Origin of the sequence: Methylobacter sp., from assembly GCF_030680395.1 — a bacterium.
Taxonomy (GTDB): domain Bacteria; phylum Pseudomonadota; class Gammaproteobacteria; order Methylococcales; family Methylomonadaceae; genus Methylobacter_A.
On sequence record NZ_JAUXVR010000048.1, the window covers coordinates 77,200 to 95,940 of the forward strand.

The window sequence follows — 18,741 nt, forward strand, 5'->3', positions numbered from 1 at the left end:
TTTAGCAGATCGAGTTCTTGCCGATTTATTAGTATGAGTCGCTACATTTTTTCATCATTAACATTGCCGATAACGCCGGCTGTTGCAATAAAACGTAGCGCATCTTCTACAGATATATCTATTTCTATTACATTTTCCCTCGGCATAATGATCGTATTTCCACCTATCTGGTAACTGAATGGCAAAAACACGGCAATCTGATCCTCGGCAATGAACGCAGGTGAAGTCTCTTCAAAATCCGACACAGTAATAAAACCTATCTGGTGGCTATTGCCGGGAGCTACCTTAACCAAAACGACTTGTTTAAATTTCCCTTTCTGTTCGCTGGAAAAAAGAGCACTCAAGTCCCGTATCGTTGTGTAGATGCTTTTAACAAAGGGAATTTGGATTACAAGTTCTTCAAAGTTATGGAACAGTCTGCGGAAAGTTTGAGATTCAAGAAAGGTTCCGAAAAAAAACACCACAACAAGTCCTAAAACAAATCCCAAGCCATTTGTATACCAACTATCGGGGAAGAAAAGCTTGAAGATTTTTCCCAGCGCAAGTTCAGCAGCGCCGGCCACCCAGAAAAGCAGATAAAGGGTAAGTGTAATGGGGATAATAGCGATTAAACCTTTAATAAAAGTTCTGCTGGTCGGCCTCATTTTTAATTGCCAATTGTTGTAATCCGGCATTTCGTACTCCTTATTTATAGTGAAAATTTATATTTAAAAAGTTCTCTTGCTTATAAATTATTTATTTTTCAATATTTCCGTTCCCACGCAATGTGCTCGTCTTTATACACATCTCCAAGTAGGCCGGAATAAGCCCACCCGGCGACAGCAAGGGTGGGTGTTTCCGGCAATTCGATTGCCGGAAACACCTGTCCTGCGCTTAACGCGCAGACAGGCTTATTCCGGCCTACCTCCGGGTCAGCCATGTCCAAGTGACGGCTCTTGAGCAGACTTGTGTATAAAGACAAGCCCGGCGCGTGGGAACGCGATCAATAGGTATATTTAAAAGTCCGTTAATAATTTTGTTCAGTCGTTCCTGCGTTGCCCTCCATTGCCCTAGGCCACAATCGCATTCAGGTCGGGACGCTCGGTAAAGCGGTGCATGGCAATAGCAGCAATGAAATTTTTGACGAAAGAGTCATTGACCGCTTGAGGCGATAAAGTAATAACGCCCGGTCCTTTAAACGCTCCGTCCGCTATGCCTGCAGAACGGGCCGCCTGGGCAAGCAGCAGGGTGCCGTCATGGTGGGCGGCGATCGCTTTACCGTGTTTGTAGGCTTCCTTGACGAAAAGTACCGCATCAGCATTCGCACACAGGGTTTCCACACTTCGCTGTCCTCCCGGAATAAATACCGCGTCGAACAATACCGAGCCTACCGTCGGCAGGCTGTGGTTGACTTTGATGGACTCTTTTTCACTGCTTTTGATCTCGCCCAGACGCGGGGCAATGAATTTTACGGTTGCACCTTCAGCTTCCAATGCTTTGCATACCGCATGAATTGACGTCTGGTCTACGTTGTCCGCAATCAACACGGCAACCTTGCGGCCAACGATAGAATCTTTGCGGGTATTCGACATACTCAGAGTCGGATCCATCTCAAGTCCATCGTTGCGCGGAACATCCGCCGCGCCGCCGGGAGGCGGGGGAACCGCCATTCCCAAACCTTCGGCAACCCGGTAGGCAAGAAACTTATCGATCTGAGTCAGTATTGAGACCATGCGCTCGCGCACCGTGTCAACTTCGACTTTGCCCAGCTCAAAAAGGAGCGCCGCAATGATATGGTCCTTTTCCCATGCCGACTGACTGCGCCAGAACAGCGCCGCTTGCGAGAAGTGGTCTGCGAAACTGTCGCTACGCACGCGCATCTTTTCGCCTTCCAGCGACTCCCCGTAACTGACGAAGCCGCCTTGCTCCCAAGGCTGTTGCATAGGGCAGCCGTCGCCCAGGGAGTTGGGTTCATAACTCACTCTGCCCTTGATGATGGTCTGGCGCATATGGCCGTCGCGCTGGTTATTGTTCACTGCGGCGATCGGGCGATTGATTGGGATCTCATGAAAATTGGTGCTGCCCAGACGGGAAAGCTGGGTATCGGTATAGGAAAACAGTCGGCCCTGCAATAAAGGGTCATTGCTGAAATCGATGCCCGGTACGATATGGCCGGGATGGAAAGCAACCTGCTCGGTCTCGGCAAAGAAATTATCGGGATTGCGGTTCAGGGTTAGCTTGCCGATGATTTGCACCGGTACCAATAGTTCGGGAATCAGTTTTGTTGCATCAAGCAGGTCGAAGTCGAACTTGTACTCGTCCTCTTCGGGCACGATCTGCACGCCGAGTTCCCATTCAGGGTAGTGGCCCTGATTGATAGCTTCCCACAAATCGCGGCGGTGAAAGTCGGGGTCCTTGCCGGCCAGCTTGACTGCTTCGTCCCAGACCAGGGAATGAACGCCGAGCACCGGCTTCCAGTGAAATTTAACAAAGCTGGACTTGCCGGACTCGTTAATAAAACGAAAAGTATGCACGCCAAAGCCTTCCATCATCGAAAAGCTGCGGGGAATGGCGCGATCCGACATGACCCACATGATCATATGCGCGGATTCCGGCATCAGCGAAATGAAATCCCAAAAGGTGTCGTGCGCCGCTGAGGCTTGCGGAATTTCATGGTGCGGTTCCGGTTTGATCGCATGAACCAGATCGGGGAATTTGATGGCGTCCTGAATAAAGAACACCGGCATATTGTTTCCGACCAGATCGAAATTGCCCTCTTGCGTGTAGAACTTAACCGCGAATCCCCGTACGTCGCGAGCGGTATCGGCTGAGCCGCGAGAGCCGACTACGGTGGAAAAACGCACGAATACCGGCGTCTTAACCTGCGGATCTTGCAAAAATCCGGCCTTCGTATAGTTGCTCATCGACTTGTACACTTCGAAGAAACCGTGTGCACCCGCTCCGCGGGCATGCACCACGCGCTCGGGGATACGCTCATGGTCGAAATGCATGATTTTCTCACGCAGGATATGATCTTCCAGCAACGTTGGGCCGCGAGGGCCGGCACGCAAGGAATTCTGGTTGTCGCTAATAGGCAGCCCCTGATTAGTGGTCAGAGCTTCGCCCGGCTCTTGAGCGAGCACTGCTGCGGCTTGTTCGGAACGGTTAGCGTCGGCTGGCGACGGTTGAAGACCGGTTGGATGGGCGGTAGCCGGATTGTCATCTTTAGGCGTAGTCATGGGAAAATCTCCGTCGTGTAATGATCGTCGTGGATGATTTAGCTCAAGCGTGACCGGTGGGAAGGCAACAACAGAGCGGATGAAGTTGGATACTTTGAACCTGTGGCGTCAGACAAGAAAAGGCAAACACGACTACCAGAGTGATCGTGTTTGCCCTCCCATGCTGTCGTCGATATTTTGTATAGAGGCCTATCAGGTGTGGGCCTGATGATTAGCCCGCTAAGAGCGTGCGGCGATAAGTTCCTCTTTGCGCTGAGAGAGCTCGGCTCCAAGCTTCATCATGTCCAAATCGGTGGACTTCGCCTTTGGAAATATCTCATTCTGTTCTTCTTTGACGTGATGCTTCACGTACTCGTGCATTACCTTGATCCTGGCATCGAACATCTCGTCATCCGGTTCCATGCCCTCGACCTGGGCGATCAGCGATTTCAGGGTTTCATGCTCGACCCTGGCTTCCGGAATTAATTCTTTGTCTTTCAGGGCCCGCTTGACTGCAGGATAAAAAATCTCCTCTTCAACCTGCGCATGTACGGTCAATTCGTTGCACAGTTGCTCAACGATTCGCTTCTTTTTTGCAATCGAATGGGTTTCCTCATATTCGGAAAACAGATCGTTGACCCGTTTGTGATCAGCCCGCAATAACGCTGTCGCATCTTGAGTCCCGGATGATTTATTCTTCGCAGTTGCCATAATGTATTCTCCATTTTAAGCTTGACGGGTTAGCGTTCAGTTCAAGAACAACGCAAGCAAAATAATGATAGGGATGGGAATGCCGAGTAAATATAAAAGTATTGAGCGCATAGCTTGTCTCCTGGGTAAATGAATTATTCGGGTAATTACAGATCGCGTTGCCGACCGCCGTAAGTAGCCGCGTAGCTGGCGCAAAAGGCGCCGATGAGCAGTGAGATGAAAAACCACAGCGAGGCATAAACGGAAGCTTTGCGCGTTGTGTCGACCGCTTCTTTAGCCGCGATTTCCGCTTCACGCAACTTGGCCTGTGCCTGGGTATAAGTATCAACCACCCGCTTCTCAGCCTCCTGCTGCGTCAGACCGGTACGTTGCGCAACAACCTGGCCGACATACCGAACATCTTCCGGAGGCAGCGGTCCGGTGCGTAGAGTATTCGCGAAGATACGGGTAATTTCCGAGGTGGACTCGGCAGGGCTCAGCTCTTGGTCTGTTGTTGGCATGACGCCCGTTTCATCAGGCGTCAACGCGAGTGGAGCCGTGTTGATGTCTCTTCGGAACAGCGAATCCATGAAGTACTTCATCGGCTCATTGTCGCCGGTGTATTTCGCCACCTCGACCCCGGCCGCTGCCGCACTGCCCGCCGTGACCGCAGCGGCGGTGCTCCCGGCCTGAATTCCACCGCTTACAATCGACCCGATCATCGAAGTGAGCAGGGCGGCTGTCATAAGCGCCGAGACCGCCCAGGCCAGGAAACCGTGCGCGGTATCGCGGAAGTAGACCTCGTCGGCATCTGTCGCAATCCACTTTGTTCTCAACCTGCCGGCGAGGTAGCCGCCCACTCCTGCCGCGATGAGTTGGGTGATGGTCAGCCACAGGATGGTCGATATGCCAAACGCTTCCGCACTGATGCCGCTGTATGCCCAAGGTGACACCGAGGACAGGCCCAAGCCTGTTCCCAACATCGTAAGAATCAGCGCCAAAGCCGCGGCTGCGGTGGCTCCGGCCACGATAGAACCCCATGACACTGCGCTTGCCTGGGCTGGCAGAGCTTCCATCTGGACACCTGGCGAAACACGTCTGCGGCCCAATTCGTCAGAGGCGCGTCTGCGTCCAAGTTCGTCAGTGTCTGAAACATTAGGAACGTTCATGATAAGTCTCCTTGAGAGTAAGTTCGGGGAATTATGGTAGGAGGCACTGCCTCATATCTGTACGAAAGCGCACATAGCGGGAATAAATTGTCGCGTTAGCGCTAGCTGTTTTTATTTTTTCTGTGTCCATCCAGGACGGCTGTATCCGGATAATCCGTACGTATGAAAACAGGACGCGATTAACAGGCTGCGGCACCCGCCATGACCCTGTACACCAAGCTCTCGCCGATGCTTTATATGTCCAACGCGGCGATCCTGAAGCGATCGCGGCTTACCATGCAGCTCATGCCGGGCAACCTGAGCCGACCAATGGATGGGCACGCGTTGCAGTTTGCTTGCGCGCCTTATCCGTTAAGGCGTTGTTTGGGCGCTTGGCGGTCTACCGGTTTCTTAACAGGCGGTTCAGCACAAAACCGATTATTGCTGCGATACCCAGTGACGTCATAGGATGATCACTGACATAGTTGCAACTATGCTTCATCAATTTCCGCTCGGCATTCAGCAATTGTTCTCCTTTTTCGCCCAGCGCTTTTGCTGCCTGAGTAGTCGCATCGGCGACGTTATCGGCAGTTTCACGGGCGTAATCAGATGCTTTTTCCATCGTATTCATAATCGTTTCCTCTTTATTTAAGCCGCGTATCATTCACGGCATTCGAATTCATAATGTTCGACGGTTTTAGCGTCCGTTCATCAGTCGACCCAGCACAAAACCGACCGCTAGTGTGATACCGAGCGATGTCATAGGATTGTCTCTGACATAACTGCGGCAATGCTTCATCAATTTCTGCTCGGCATCCAGCAATTGCTCTCCTTTTTCGCCCAGTGCTTCTGCGGCATGACTGGTTGCACTGACGATCTTGTCGGCATTTTCCTGTACGTAATCGGCAGCGTCATGCACGTAATCGGCCGCGTCATGTACATAATCGGATGCTTTGTCTAAAGTGCCCATAATATTTCCTCTCTGTTTATTTAAGCCGCAGATCACCCACGGCGTTTGAATTGGATAAGGGTGGGTTGTTTAACGATTGTTCAACAGGCGGCTCAGAAAATAACCGGCCGCTATCGCAATACCCACCGATGCGACAGGGTGATAGCTGACATAAGTGCAGCAGTTTTTCATCAATTTCTGCTCGGCATTCAGCAATTGCTCTCCTTTTTCGCCAAGCGCTTTTGCGGTCTCCGAGGTCGCACTGGCGATCCTGTCGGTAGCTTCATGTGCGTAATCAGCTGCTTTGTCTATAGCGTTCATAATGTTGTCCTCTTTACTTCAGCCGTACGTCATTCGCGACGTACGGATGCATGATGGTTAATGGGCTTGGTTCGACAGCTATTTCAACAGACGGCTCAGCACAAAACCGGCCGCTACTGCGATACCTACTGACCTTATCGGATTATCACGGATATATTCGCGATAATCCTCTACCAATTCTTCCTCCGCAGTTCTCAGTTGTTCGCCTTTTTCGCCAAGCACTTCCGCAGTCTGATAGCTCATAGTGGCGATCTTATCGACAGCTTTATGCGCTGAGTTCGATACTTTGCCTATGGTTTCTTTAATATGTTCTTCTGTGTCTGAATTTGTGTCTGGATTTTCCATGATGCTTTCCTCTATTTAAGCCGTATGTTATTGATGGTGTTTCCCTTCAAAGATTTGACAGGTTTAACGTTGGCTGAGCATTCATTAAGATAGATGTTAAATACAAAGCCAAGCCGGTTAACAGTGGGGTGCTATCCGAAATCGTCAGCACTTTTAAGCACTGATGTCGCTCTCAGTGGTTGAGGAAATATCTTCCGCATTGGCCTGCTCGAAGATGTCCTTCGCTCTTGAAAGCTCTTCGGAATTTTCCGTATGTACGGAAATCAAAGCACTTCCTCCCCTGATTTTTCCTTCATAACGCTTGGCCTCATACTCAGGAATGCCCAGGCCGATCAAGGCGCCGGTAAGGCTGCCGGTGGCCGCGCCTACGGCCGCACCGCTCAAGGCGCCCATAATCGGTCCGGCGGCGATAAATGGACCGAGACCCGGAATAGCCAAGGTGCCGATACCTGCCAGCCAGCCCAGCACGGCGCCCACGCCAATACCGGCGGTTCCTCCGATAGCAGCGCCTTCCGGCGCCTTGGTATGCTTTTCATAGGCGAAGTCCTTGGTCGTGGATTTGTCCGGTAACAGCACTGAAACATCGTCATTCGAGAAACCGGACGTCTTTAATTGGTTGACGATATGCTCTGTCTGATCGACATTTTGGGTAATGCAAAAAATAGCTTTTTTCATGACTTGTCTCCTGTTGCCGATTAAGGCGTTTGGGGTTTGAGTTGATTATCAACTTGTTTTACAAAGACCTTGACCTGCCAACGCCATGCGTCTGCAACGGACAAGAAGCGTTTTGAACGGTGGTTCCCGACTATCGGAAGCTCAATTACCGGAACGCCTGAAAACCTTGACGTTGCAGTCTTGCTGTTGACTGTGGAGCTAGCGAAACGAACACGTCAAAAACGCTGAGATAACGATCTGACAATGAGATTATCCGTAAAGTCGAGCTTGGTCAGTGCGGTGTCGCACATTGGGCGACAAAATTTGCCTGCGGAGACCCCGGTCATTCTGTTTTCTTGGATTGTGGATGCAGGAAGGGTGTTTTAAAGCGGAGTCTGCATGGATTTGATGCGATTCAGGAAAGCTTGCATAAACATAGGTATTATGACTTCCGGGGACTTATTCGACGTCTGTGTCGCAATGAGCGTTGAGCATTGAAGAGAAAGCGCTTCGTCAAATAATGGGGTTTAACTTAATCTTGAAAAACCCTTTTTGTGACCGGTAGTTAACATCCTGTTGTCCCGGAGCCGGGCACAAAAAGTACAACTATTCAGTCCCCGCGTTACTTGGCGGTAACGTGTTGAGGTCGGGGACGCCTTGTTTCTCACCGCTGCAAACACACTTATCCGTCAATCCGACAAGATGGAGCGACCGATGTTCCTGCTATCGTATCGCCCCATCTTATCTTTGCCGGACAAGTTCCGAATCACATGTTTTGGTGGGTCTCATGTGTCTGCCGGCCCTGCTGGCCCATAGGCGGTCTGGTTTTATAGAAAGACTCAATTTGATCCCTCCAGGACTGGTCTGCCATGTCGGGCCAGTGGTCCTTGTCGAATCCCGGTGCGGTTTCAAGGCGCTCTTTGTCTATGTTTAGCACGAAGCGTTTGTTTACAGTATCGAGCTTCAATGCGTCCCAGGGTACCGCAAACAGCCGTTCCCCCATACCGAGGAAACCGCCGTAGGACAACACCGCATAAGATACCTGGCCGGTGGTCATATCCAACATAATTTCCTTGATGTCACCCAAATCTTCTTCATTTTCATTATAGACATCATTTCCAATAAGTGTGTCGGCACCCATCAGGCGGGGGCCGGGCCCTTCGTCTTCTTCGTGGCCTTTGTACATACCGTAGGTATCACGTTCTTCAAAGTTCATGTTTATCTCCTGTCAAAGATGATATTAGAAAGGCTTTTAACGATCATTTTTGTGATCGCCGGAGCCCGGTTACCCGAGCATGAATAAGCATTCTTTTCGCTCGCAGACAAACAATACACGCGAAACCGAACGCAGTCCGTACGCTACAGCACATAGATTAAGACAATGTTTTGAAGGACTTCGAGTTCTTGTCAAGCGTTGATGGCTTGATCCGTTCAAACGCCAAATAGAGTTAAACGAAAAATAGGGAGGTTATGCCGCATAAAGAGGCAGCAATTTATTTGAGTTGAAGTCTTTGAAAGCCGATAAATATCGGAGGGCGGAATATTGAACATTTTTGGTCGTAATTTCAGGAAGTTTCGATTTTTTATTTTCCCGAAAAAGGTTACCGGCAAGGTTTTTAGAATGCTCCGTTCAGACATTAAACCGTAGATCAGCCAGCTTATTATACGGAAATAATTTCATATTAATGATCCGGCCGGTAGAAAAGACAGGTCTGCTAAAATCACGAAAATGGCCATAGAGAAAATCATGTTGCGGAGTTTTTTGATGGCTTGCAAGAAATAGATTTAGCGGTAACCACGAAGAGCACGAAGAAAAACCAAAAAAGTAAAACTTCGTGTCTTCGTGGCTTTATGCATTAGACGGTCAAACAACCTCCGGCCTTTTTATTGCAGTGTCTCCGCAAAATTCAAACAACCGCAGTAGACGCTGCCGGAACACAAAAAAACCGGAAAAGTTGCTCTTTTATCGTCCGATTAGAAAGGCATTCAGCCTTATTGAGATATGCCGGTTTGCGTACCGTTGGTTGCAGTCTGTCCATTGGTTCCGCCGGTTTGCGTACCGTTGGTTCCAGTCTGCCCATTGGTTCCGCCATTTGGCGTACCGTTGGTTCCAGTCTGTCCATTGGTTCCGCCATTTTGCGCTTCGATACTTCCGTAGAGACCGCCCTGTTCGTCGTTAGGACCTGCGGAAAAGAAGAGGGTGTTAACCGGTTGGTTAGCAAAGCCATTGCCAAAAGCCAGTCCCCACAGGCCGTCGATCTCGATGAGACTACCGCTTGCGTCAGTGAGTTGACCGATAAATTCTCCAGTCGCCAGGTCATAGGCATTAATGGTACCGTCGCCGAAGTTACCAACCAGAAGACGGCTGCTAGCCTCACCAAAGTCTGCCGGCGCCAAGGCCATTCCCCATGGTGCATTCAGGGTGCCTTCCGATGCGATACGTTTAATGAACTCGCCGTCGGGATTGAACACGCTCACGAATCCCAGGCCTTCGCCTTTGACATCGTCCTGCTGGTTTTCATCCTGCATGGCATAAGCAACGTAAATGCTGCCGTTAATAGCCTGTATGCCAAACGGCGCGAATCCCTCTGGAAGGTCCGGATCGGTAAAGGCGCCCGTTGCGAGCGTCACCGGCTCGAACGAGCCATCGAAGACATCAACCTTATTATTACGGAAGTCGGCGGCATAGAGTCGGCTACCGGTACCGTTCGCGCTTAGGGCAAGTCCCTTATATACCGGACCATCCTCAGGCGTCTCGCCGTCCGTTGTCGTGCCGATTACGCGAATCGCACGCGTCGGATCGACAGTCGGTGACCAGCCCGCGATCACACCCTCTTCCGTCGCAAAAATGAATCTGCTGGATCCGGAAACGCCGTCCACGGAAACCACAAATTCAGGAGATCCGTTAAACACAATTCCTGTCGGATTTCCACCGGTAGGCTCGCTAGCTGACGGTACCTCGACTACCAGGGAGTTGGGGGTGCCTATACCGTTATATAGCGTAGAAACGCCCGTGCCGTTGTTGGCCACCCATGCCCGACCAAAGGGATGGAATGCCACTCCCCACGGATTCACCAGATTAGGATCGGTGAAGTCTGCTGTCTCGGCAACGTTAGCCACCAAGTTGTGCTGTTGATAAACCCCTGCGGCATGAGCGCTTGGTCCATTGGCAAAAGCCAGCGCAACCAGCAAGGATGCGCATAGACGAGATGTGCTTATGATAGAAAGTTTTTTCATTTTCAGCTCCTAAAAGGAATTGATGGGGAACGCTAACCGAAGATAGTGATCCCCTTTTCATTCAGGCACAATCAGCATATTGTGCCACCTTATCTGGCTTCAGCCATCCATAAGGGCCTGACTAAAAGTCCAGAATATAAGCAAAAAATAAGTCAAATGCCGGCAACACTGTGCATCCGATAGGAGCAATGTAAGGGGCTGTAATAGCGAAGCCTGGTCAGTTTTGGGTGCCTGGTATTGTGACTGCTCTTTTGCTTGGTTTTCCCGCGTTGTCAAATAACCGACCCCTACGATTACGCCACGCATTTTTATACACAAGTCTAAAAAATAGTTGAAAAATCAATAGCATGATATTTTTACAATATGATTGACTTTATTGGGATTATTTTGACTTGCGTGTAAGACTGCGAGGATTACGAAGGGGGCGATATACTTCTAACAAGCTGGATATAGACGATTATTCCTTACTTTTTTGCCTGGATTCTCCTGAGGAGCCTTTTGGGGAGCCTTGACTGGCACTGCCCTTACGGCCTTCTCTGGATTCTCCTGATGAGTCTTTTGCATGAGCCGCTTGGCCGCCTTTACGGCCTGCTTCTCTGGCTTCTTCCGAAGTAAACTCATGAGCCGTACCTTTTTCATGAGCGGCTTGGCCGCCTTTATGGCCGGCTTCTCTGGCTTCTTTTGAAGTAAATTCGTGAGCCGTGCCTTTTTCATGAGCGGCTTGACCACCTTTATGACCTGCTTCTCTGGCTTCTTCTGAAGTAAATTCGTGAGCCGTGCCTTTTTCATGAGCGGCGCGTCCCCCTTTACTGGCAATTTCCCGTTGCTTGTCTTCGTCCATTGAAGCAAAACCACGATTTCGGGTGGAACCTTTTTCGCTGGTATGGGACTGTTTTTGTTGATCCATGATCTTCACCTCGAACATATCACTTAAACATAAATAAGTGCCTTCTGTAGCATTAGATCAAAAGGCATTTCTTCTTTATTTATTTAAAGAAGTGAGTTAAGAATATGGGAAAAGAACACATTATTTCTGTACGTCAACACACAAACCACATGGAAAATGCATTTAAATTTTTTAATCGTATAATAATCAGTGGTTTATATTTAGCCTGTCGGCTCCTGATTGCCCGTAGGCGACATTTAAATCAATTGGCCAAGCATGAAATGCGGGTAGGCGATTAAAATTTTATTCTCCGATCTTTCCGGTTCAAGAGGTGCGGACGGTTGTTGATTAAAAATATTGTATTCACCATGAAAATACAAACGACTGGCTGGATACCTATCCGTCTTTCAATTCGGAACATGCTTTTCTGGAAGTTTTTCGGTTTGAAGACTGACTTGAGCTTGATCCGTCTCAGGCTTTATCTATAGCTTTCCATTGTCCGCCGGCTTCATCCTTCTCATACTTCTTTTTGACTGCCCCCCACGCTACCCGGTGAGCCCGTTCTTCGTCTTGTCCATATTGGTCCCAAGCGTTGTTGTAAGCTGCCTGGTAAATCTCCTGCGCATGTTTCGGTAAATGTTCCCGCACGTTGTCGGGTAAATCGTTTAGATTTTTATAAGGCATGTTCCACCTCCCGCCGGATGACTGTCATTCGCTGCCCTGAAACAGGATAGGGGATAAAAGCTTTTATAAACATGGCATTGATCCCTTATTAAGCTGATCGGTCTGGCTTTATAAGATACTTATTTTCTGAGGGTTCCAGGTTAAAACCTTGAACTCACTCTAGGCGAAAAGCCTGTCTTAGTCAGTGCGGCTGCGTACATATACTTTAAGCGATCGTATTCTCATAGGGTACATTGCGGTGAATTTCAAAAACCGAAAACTTGACCGTTTAAGAATGTATGAATAATGCGAAGGATTCTTAATCGTTCCCTATTCAGGTGGAATGGCTTCTACCCAAAAGTCATTCTTTGGTACGTTTTCGCACAGAAAAATTTATTTTAAACCGATATTTTATTAAAAAATCGCCAGTTAGAGAGCGGTATTTGAAGCAACAGTTAATGTCATAGGTAGACCAAGCTGATTAATATAGTAGCCGAAGCCGGTAAAGCGACATTTGAAATGCCCTAGCCCTCTCCTGAGGGGGAGGGGACTTTGTTGCTTTACCAACTAAGGCCCCATACGAAGCGATAGTTATCCATCTTGATTGAGGAGAATGTTATGAGAGCTTTATGTTGGTACGGTACAAACGATGTTCGGGTTACGACGGTGCCGGATCCTAAAATTATCAATAAGCACGATGCGATCATTAAAGTCACATCCACCGCTATATGCGGATCCGATTTGCATATTTTAGACGGCTTTCAGCCGACTATGGAAAAAGGCGATATATTGGGCCACGAGCCGATGGGCGAAGTTGTGGAAATTGGCAGTGACGTTAAAAAATTAAAGATCGGCGACCGGGTTGTAGTGCCTTTTACTATCTCTTGCGGAGAATGCTTTTTTTGCAAAAAACAAATGTATTCTTTATGCGACAACTCCAATCCGGGCGCAGATTTAGCCCGCAAAGCAATGGGACATGCGACAGCCGGAATATTCGGTTATTCCCATATGCTGGGCGGTTATGCCGGCGGCCAAGCCGAATATTTGCGGGTTCCGTATGCCGATGTCGGTCCTTTTAAAATCCCCAATGGCATCCCTGACGAAAAAGTTTTATTTCTGTCGGATATTTTTCCTACCGGCTATATGGCGGCGGAAAATTGCGGCATTGAAGCCGGCGATACCGTTGCTGTTTGGGGTTGCGGCCCGGTTGCGCAGTTTGCTATTCAAAGCGCTTGGATGTTTGGAGCTGCCCGCGTCATTGCGATCGACAATGTGATTGACCGTCTTGAAATGGCGAGCCAGCAAGGAAGAGCGGAAACCGTCAATTTTGACGCTGTGGACGTTTATGATCAATTAATGGAAATGACAGGAGGGCGCGGCCCCGATCGCTGCATTGATGCGGTAGGATGCGAAGCGCATGCGGGCGGAACTCTGGACGGGATTATCGATGCGGTAAAAACAGCGACTTTGCTGGGTACTGATCGCCCTCATGTTTTACGGCAGGCCATTAAAAGTTGCCGCAAAGGCGGAACTATTTCGGTACCGGGCGTTTATGTCGGTTATGGCGATAAAATCCCGTTGGGAGCCGCCATGAATAAGGGCCTGACGCTAAAAACAGGTCAGACCCACGTCCAGAAATATATGCCGATTCTTTTCGAAAAAATTGAAAAAGATGAAATCGATCCATCCTTTGTCATTACACATCATATGCAGCTTGATGATGCCGCTAAGGGATACAGTATTTTTAAGGAAAAACAAGACCATTGCATCAAGGTTGTGCTAAAACCCTAGCGTTCTTAATCACGAAGAATGTGCTCCTGTTGAAATAATTTCTCGCTCAAATCATTATCAAGGAGGCGTCATGGCCGATATCAAGCACCCCGAACCCCCTTATCCGCCCCAACACCAGGATCGCCAGCCGGGACTGGAAACAGACATGAATCCCCAGCCCCAATCCCATGATCCCAATTATCAGGGTACCGGCAAGCTTAAAGGTAAAGTAGCCTTAATTACCGGCGGAGATTCCGGTATTGGCCGAGCCATCGCGGTGGTTTTTGCAAAGGAGGGCGCTGATTCGGCTATTGTCTACCTCAACGAACATGAAGATGCTGAAGAGACCAAGCGCTTGGTCAATGAGTACGGCCAACAATGCCTGCTGATTGCCGGAGATATTGGGGACGAAGACTTTTGCCGGGAGGCGGTTGAGCAAACCGTCAACGAATTGGGCCGACTGGATAGCCTGATTAACAATGCGGCTGAACAGCATCCCCAAGAAAGTATTGAAGACATAAGCGCAGAGCAGCTTGAAAAGACCTTTCGCACGAACATCTTTTCCATGTTCTATTTAACCAAAGCGGCACTTAAACACCTTGAGCCCGGAAGCACTATTATTAATACGACTTCGGTAACGACTTACAAAGGCAGTCCCAAGCTACTCGATTACTCGGCTACCAAGGGCGCTATTGTCGGTTTTACCCGGTCCTTGTCTCTGTCGCTAGCCAAGCAAAAGATCAGGGTTAACGGCGTTGCCCCCGGGCCTATCTGGACGCCGCTTATTCCATCAACATTCCCGTCTGAGCGTGTCGAATCTTTTGGTGAAGACGTACCGATGGGCCGGGTCGGTCAACCGGAAGAAGTCGCCAACTGCTTTGTCTTTTTAGCTTCGGATGATGCCTCGTATATCTCCGGGCAAATCCTTCATCCTAATGGCGGCACGGTAGTTAATGGTTAGTTGCCAAGTTGCGCTAATGCCTATGCCGATATTTTGCAGTCATTGTTACAGCGGTTTCAATTTTGATCAGTTAGTAACTATCAAACATAGAGCTATTTTAATGATTAACTGAATTTGAAAACGCTGTATCTTGATAATATTATGTTAAGTGATTAATGTAATTATTCAGCAGAGTCGGAATATCGGCTTATATCTTTAAGATAAACATTGATAATATTGCGATATATAAAAATAACCGGCGGATTAATGTTTTATAAACTCTAATTTTTAATACTATCTATTTTATTTAATAGGGTTTCACTATGTATTCTTTTACCGTGAATGGCTTTAAATAAATCGCCGGTATTTTTAATTCTTTAGGGTAAATTATAAATATTAGATTGGGCCGGAATTAATTCATACTTTATTTATTCCTTTTTTAATACCGGTAGCGCGAATAAATTCGCGCTACCGGTATTCAGCTTAACTTAACGGCAATAACGCGTTTCATGGAAACTACAAGCGGAAGTTATTTTTTAGCTGGAACCCGCGTAGGTTTTTTTAAGGTTTGTTGTCTTGGCTGCTTGCACTTAGCGCTTGATTGATCGGGGAATCTTTTGGCGTATCTGCCTCACTATTATAATTCTCCTGCACCGCATAGTTATCTTGGCGTTTAATCAGCAACCAGGCGTTATCTTTACCGGTTCTTAGTTTAACCAGAGCAAACTCGCCTTTCAGCTTTTTGCCGTGTAAAACAATTTTTAAATGTCCTGCTTCTAGTGCTTTTAGTAATTCTTGTTCCGCTTCCTTTCCTGAATTCCGGTTGTCGGTGTAATAGCCGTGATCCCATATTTCAACTATGCCGGCGCCATAATTCCCTGGCGGTATTACGCCTTCAAAATCCTTATAATCATAAGGATGATCTTCTACCATGACGGCTAATCTTTTATCGGCAGGATTCAAGGAAGGCCCCTTCGGTATGGCCCAGCTTTTTAAAACGCCTTCCATTTCCAGTCTGAAGTCATAATGCAGACGCGAAGCTTTATGCCGTTGCACGACAAAGATTAGCTTAGCGGAATGCTTTGCGGCTTTTGTTGCCGGTTCCGGCGACTTTTTAAAATTCCTTTTTTGCTCGTATTCAGTAAGCGGCATATCTCAAGAAGCTTTTTTGCGGCTATTCAGGCTGGCTTTTACTTGCGCCATCAGATCTGTTGCTTTCGTATATACCACTTTCAAGTACAGAATCAGTTAGAGCCCGGAACGTCGGTTGACGGAGTCACGCGCCAGATGCTGTTGCCTACATCGTCGGCAACCAATAATGCCGCTTGCTTGTCGATGGCGACACCTACGGGTCTCCCGAACGCATTGCCATCGACGCTAACAAAGCCCGTCAGTACATCGACCGGATCGCCAAAAGGCATGCCTTGTCTGAACGGCACAAAAATTACCCGATAGCCGCTGCGCGGATTGCGGTTCCACGAACCGTGCTGGCCGATAAAAACGCCGTTATCGAAAGGGGTCGGCCAGGCTTTGCTCTTGGAAAAAGCTAAACCGAGAGCAGCGGTATGCGACCCGACTGCATAATCCGGTACTCTGGCCGTGGCGACCAGGTCGGGTCGCTGAGGCTGCACACGTTCGTCCAAGTGTTGTCCATAGTAACTGTAGGGCCAGCCGAAGAAACTGTCGGCGGGTACCGAAGTCAGGTAATCAGGAACCAGATCGCTGCCCAGTTCATCGCGTTCGTTAACCACGGTCCACAGCGCTCCGCCATCCGGCTCCCAAGCCAGTCCGTTGGGATTTCGAAGACCGCCGGCGTAGATGCGGCGGGTGCCTAACTTGGTATCCACTTCCCAGATGGCGGCGCGACCGACCTCTTTGTCAAGGCCGTTCTCGGCCACATTGCTGTTCGAGCCCACTGTTACATAGAGACGCGAACCGTCCCGGCTGGCGAGGATATTTTTGGTCCAATGGTGATTGAGCGGCCCTGCCGGCAGGTCTATCACTTTAGTCCCCGGTTGAGCGATCCGGATTTCGTTTTCGGTATAAGGAAACTTCACCAGCGCATCCGAATTGGCCACATAGAAATCGTTGCCTATCAGAGCCATGCCGAACGGCGAGTTTAGCCCTTCGAGAAACACCGATCGCGTTTCCGCTACACCGTCGCCATTGCTGTCCCGCAACAGTGTGATGCGGTTCGCGCTGGGTACGCCCGCGCCTGCATTCTCCATGAACTGCTTCACGATCCAGGCTTTAAGGCTTTTGCCATCCTCGGGCTTCGGCGGTGCGTTAGTTTCGGCGACTAATACGTCGCCGTTAGGCAGCACATAAAGCCAGCGAGGATGATCCAGTCCGGCGGCAAAAGCGTTGACGGTCATCCCAGGCGCTGCCACCGGTTTCCCGTTAGCGGGCCAGCCCACAGCCTGCGCGATGTTCACCGTGGGAATCAAGGTTGGGTTGGGCGGCGGCAGTTGGGGATGAGGACCAACGCCCGCTGCCACCGGTAACTGTGCTACTTCGCCGCATGCCGTCAGAGCTATCGCTATCATTGCAGGTAACAACGATAGCTCTGGTTTGATGAACATAGAATCCGGTCCCGGTTTAGTGCTGAGCGCTCGCCATTTGGAAGCAGCTTTCGGCACATTTCTCACAGGCCTCGACGCACTCATCCATACCGCCGATTTTTCTGCAGTCTGCGGCGCAAGCTTCGCAGACTTCGGCGCAGACCGCGCAAAGACGATGCGAAAATGAAGCATTGCTGAGCTGAAAATTGGCTGACGTTTGGCAGATTTCGGCGCAGCTCATCATCAGACGGAAGTGTTCCGGTTCAACGTGCTTTCCGCCGGTCTTGAGGCAGTGGTTCATAGCCGTTTGCAGACAGACCTGATGGCAATAATTACAAGCTTCTATACAGGTTTGCATGGAATGTTCAGCGTACATGGAGCGTTCAGAGTGCATGGAATGTTGAGATTGAATTGGCTGAGTCATGGGATTCTCCTGAGTTAAGGAACAATCGTGGTCAAAGATAGATAAGTCATCTCGACCAGGAAGCAAGCTTTGAAGCGAGACAGTCGTTGCATCAAAACTTTGGGGAGACTGTAGCCGTGAAATCAGCCGTAGTCGGTACGGCATCGCACATACCGGCAGAATGAATGTTGTGAGCTTGATAACTTCATAGCAAATTGATTAATAATTAGTTTTGGATAGAGGCCTGATGAGCGATGAATTCATCGCACACTTTAGTAAGGTGTGCAGGTTTTTGCAGTTAATGTGGGGTGCCGTACAGACGAGCTGATAACGGTGCGGTTAAATTATTTGATAATACTGGTATCGCAATGAAGTGTTTTTTGTAGAGATACTATCAACATAACGTCCTTCTGATAATAGAAAAAAATGAAATAATATGCTTAAATTAAAGAAATGATTTAACGGCTATTTGTCAATAATATTATTGTAATGATGCAAAATATTTATTGAATTACATTCTCCCTGTTTCAAAAAATAATACTATAATTCGGTTATGTATACTTAAATAGAAAGCGTGTAACAATGGTTTAAAATTAATTAGACCTGATAGCCTTGTAGTTTCTTATAAATAGACTATAAGTAAATATCAGTTTAAGTGTTTCTTTCTATTTTTAATGGATTGACTGAGTAAAAGGTTAAATTGAACTATTTATTTTTATAAATCCCCATTTTTATTACACAGAAGGAAAATATTATGCTAAGAAAAAAAATATTAACCATAGCCTCATTAACCCTCGTGGGCTTCTTGCCGTTGGCACAGGCTGCCGATCGCTTCGATGATGACCGTCGCTTCGATGATGATCGTTGGTACATCGCGCCGTTCGCTTCGTTTGTCAGAACCGGCGGCGACCGGGATGCAAGCGACGGCTGGGGCGGCGGCATGGGCATCGGCAAAATGCTCGATAAACATTTCAACG

Annotated in this window: 19 protein-coding genes and 1 pseudogene; 3 read left to right on the top strand and 17 right to left on the bottom strand. The window is 48.7% G+C overall.

The annotated features are described in order from the left end of the window. Positions 1–41: 41 nt before the first annotated feature. The 14 genes from Q8L79_RS19970 to Q8L79_RS20035 all read right to left on the bottom strand — a co-directional run bounded on the left by Q8L79_RS19970 (position 42) and on the right by Q8L79_RS20035 (position 12,111). Entirely contained in the window at positions 42–674 is a 633-nt protein-coding gene (locus Q8L79_RS19970; RefSeq protein WP_305274456.1) for a DUF502 domain-containing protein, read from the bottom strand. 68 nt (positions 675–742) lie between these two features. Beyond that, positions 743–919 (bottom strand): hypothetical protein, encoded by a 177-nt coding sequence (locus Q8L79_RS19975; RefSeq protein WP_305274457.1) that lies wholly within the window; start codon positions 917–919, stop codon positions 743–745. Positions 920–1,049: 130 nt separating this feature from the next. Continuing rightward, positions 1,050–3,218 carry a catalase gene (locus tag Q8L79_RS19980; RefSeq protein ID WP_305274459.1) on the bottom strand — a complete coding sequence of 723 codons (2,169 nt, stop codon included), beginning with the start codon at positions 3,216–3,218 and terminating at the stop codon, positions 1,050–1,052. 219 nt (positions 3,219–3,437) lie between these two features. Further along, positions 3,438–3,908, bottom strand: a complete 471-nt coding sequence (locus Q8L79_RS19985; RefSeq protein ID WP_305274460.1) for a hemerythrin domain-containing protein — start codon at positions 3,906–3,908, stop codon at positions 3,438–3,440. Positions 3,909–4,054: 146 nt separating this feature from the next. Further along, positions 4,055–5,056 carry a hypothetical protein gene (locus Q8L79_RS19990; protein ID WP_305274461.1) on the bottom strand — a complete coding sequence of 334 codons (1,002 nt, stop codon included), beginning with the start codon at positions 5,054–5,056 and terminating at the stop codon, positions 4,055–4,057. Positions 5,057–5,435: 379 nt separating this feature from the next. Next, a complete protein-coding gene (locus tag Q8L79_RS19995) occupies positions 5,436–5,666 on the bottom strand; it encodes a DUF883 domain-containing protein (RefSeq protein WP_305274462.1) in 231 nt (76 codons plus the stop codon). A gap of 66 nt (positions 5,667–5,732) precedes the next feature. Continuing rightward, positions 5,733–6,005, bottom strand: a complete 273-nt coding sequence (locus tag Q8L79_RS20000) for a YqjD family protein (protein WP_305274464.1) — start codon at positions 6,003–6,005, stop codon at positions 5,733–5,735. A gap of 69 nt (positions 6,006–6,074) precedes the next feature. Beyond that, positions 6,075–6,305, bottom strand: a complete 231-nt coding sequence (locus Q8L79_RS20005; RefSeq protein WP_305274465.1) for a DUF883 domain-containing protein — start codon at positions 6,303–6,305, stop codon at positions 6,075–6,077. A gap of 78 nt (positions 6,306–6,383) precedes the next feature. Continuing rightward, positions 6,384–6,650, bottom strand: coding sequence for a YqjD family protein (locus Q8L79_RS20010; protein ID WP_305274466.1), 267 nt, complete (start codon positions 6,648–6,650; stop codon positions 6,384–6,386). 153 nt (positions 6,651–6,803) lie between these two features. Further along, entirely contained in the window at positions 6,804–7,325 is a 522-nt protein-coding gene (locus Q8L79_RS20015; RefSeq protein ID WP_305274468.1) for a hypothetical protein, read from the bottom strand. Between the two features lie 745 nt (positions 7,326–8,070). Beyond that, positions 8,071–8,520 (bottom strand): PRC-barrel domain-containing protein, encoded by a 450-nt coding sequence (locus Q8L79_RS20020; protein ID WP_305274470.1) that lies wholly within the window; start codon positions 8,518–8,520, stop codon positions 8,071–8,073. Between the two features lie 776 nt (positions 8,521–9,296). Then, a complete protein-coding gene (locus Q8L79_RS20025; protein ID WP_305274472.1) occupies positions 9,297–10,541 on the bottom strand; it encodes a TIGR03118 family protein in 1,245 nt (414 codons plus the stop codon). A gap of 457 nt (positions 10,542–10,998) precedes the next feature. Further along, positions 10,999–11,448 (bottom strand): KGG domain-containing protein, encoded by a 450-nt coding sequence (locus Q8L79_RS20030; RefSeq protein ID WP_305274474.1) that lies wholly within the window; start codon positions 11,446–11,448, stop codon positions 10,999–11,001. Between the two features lie 450 nt (positions 11,449–11,898). Then, positions 11,899–12,111, bottom strand: a complete 213-nt coding sequence (locus Q8L79_RS20035; protein WP_305274475.1) for a ChaB family protein — start codon at positions 12,109–12,111, stop codon at positions 11,899–11,901. 597 nt (positions 12,112–12,708) lie between these two features. Here Q8L79_RS20035 and Q8L79_RS20040 point away from each other — a divergent pair. Both Q8L79_RS20040 and Q8L79_RS20045 read left to right on the top strand, forming a co-directional pair. Further along, positions 12,709–13,881, top strand: a complete 1,173-nt coding sequence (locus tag Q8L79_RS20040; RefSeq protein ID WP_305274477.1) for a zinc-dependent alcohol dehydrogenase — start codon at positions 12,709–12,711, stop codon at positions 13,879–13,881. Positions 13,882–13,951: 70 nt separating this feature from the next. Next, positions 13,952–14,821: an SDR family oxidoreductase gene (locus tag Q8L79_RS20045; protein WP_305274478.1), complete on the top strand. Its 870-nt coding sequence runs from the start codon at positions 13,952–13,954 to the stop codon at positions 14,819–14,821. A 540-nt stretch (positions 14,822–15,361) separates the two neighbouring features. Here the strand turns inward: Q8L79_RS20045 and Q8L79_RS20050 are convergent. From Q8L79_RS20050 to Q8L79_RS20060, 3 genes are all read right to left on the bottom strand, one after another. Then, complete coding sequence (locus Q8L79_RS20050) at positions 15,362–15,952, bottom strand: DNA polymerase ligase N-terminal domain-containing protein (protein WP_305274479.1); 591 nt, start codon at positions 15,950–15,952, stop codon at positions 15,362–15,364. Positions 15,953–16,044: 92 nt separating this feature from the next. After that, a complete protein-coding gene (locus Q8L79_RS20055) occupies positions 16,045–17,382 on the bottom strand; it encodes a sorbosone dehydrogenase family protein (RefSeq protein WP_305274480.1) in 1,338 nt (445 codons plus the stop codon). A 16-nt stretch (positions 17,383–17,398) separates the two neighbouring features. Then, a complete protein-coding gene (locus Q8L79_RS20060; RefSeq protein ID WP_305274481.1) occupies positions 17,399–17,785 on the bottom strand; it encodes a four-helix bundle copper-binding protein in 387 nt (128 codons plus the stop codon). Between the two features lie 733 nt (positions 17,786–18,518). Between Q8L79_RS20060 and Q8L79_RS20065 the strand changes: the two are divergent. Continuing rightward, positions 18,519–18,741: pseudogene (locus Q8L79_RS20065) on the top strand (OmpA family protein); the annotation flags it as partial.